Origin of the sequence: Bacillus cereus group sp. BfR-BA-01524 (assembly GCF_022662595.1) — a bacterium.
Classification (GTDB): domain Bacteria; phylum Bacillota; class Bacilli; order Bacillales; family Bacillaceae_G; genus Bacillus_A; species Bacillus_A thuringiensis_S.
On record NZ_JAKUDW010000258.1, the window covers coordinates 1 to 725 of the forward strand.

The following is a 725-nucleotide window of genomic DNA, read 5'->3' on the forward strand; positions in this document are numbered from 1 at the left end:
GTAGTTTTAAATTGATATCCTTATCATCAACTTTCTCAATTTCAAATTGTCCAGTCGGATCTGGTAATTTCTTATTTCCTATTTTAATTTCTACTACTGCATCTTTTTCTACTTTTACAGTTATTTTTTCTTTTAATAATTCGTAACCTTTAGGTGCTTCTACTTCCACTAAGGTATAGTTTCCTATTGGTAAGTCTTTTGATACGACTTCTCCTTCTTCATTTGTTACTAGTTCTCCAACTATTTTTCCTTTTGAATCTTCTATATGAAACTTTGCCCTTGCTAGTTTTTTATTTTTATCACTTATGTCTACTTTCACAAGCTTTATTTTCCCCATTGGATCTGGCAATTTCTTATTTCCTATTTTAATTTCTACTACTGCATCTTTTTCTATTTTTACAGTTATTTTTTCTTTTAATAATTCGTAACCTTTAGGTGCTTCTACTTCCACTAAGGTATAGTTTCCTATTGGTAAGTCTTTTGATATTACTTCTCCTTCTTCATTTGTTACTAGTTCTCCAACTATTTTTCCTTTTGAATCTTCTATATGAAACTTTGCCCCTGCTAGCTTTTTATTTTTATCACTTATGTCTACTTTCACTAACTTCATTTTTCCCATTGGATCTGGCAATTTCTTATTTCCTATTTTAATTTCTACTACTGCATCTTTTTCTATTTTTACAGTTATTTTTTCTTTTAATAATTCATAGTCTTTTGGCGCTTCT

General features: G+C 29.1%; 1 protein-coding gene. It reads right to left on the minus strand.

Annotated features, from left to right (window positions below; all coding sequences use genetic code 11):
* Nucleotides 1–725 (minus strand): MSCRAMM family protein (locus MR170_RS30885; protein ID WP_276575695.1); only part of this gene is annotated, 725 nt, incomplete at both ends.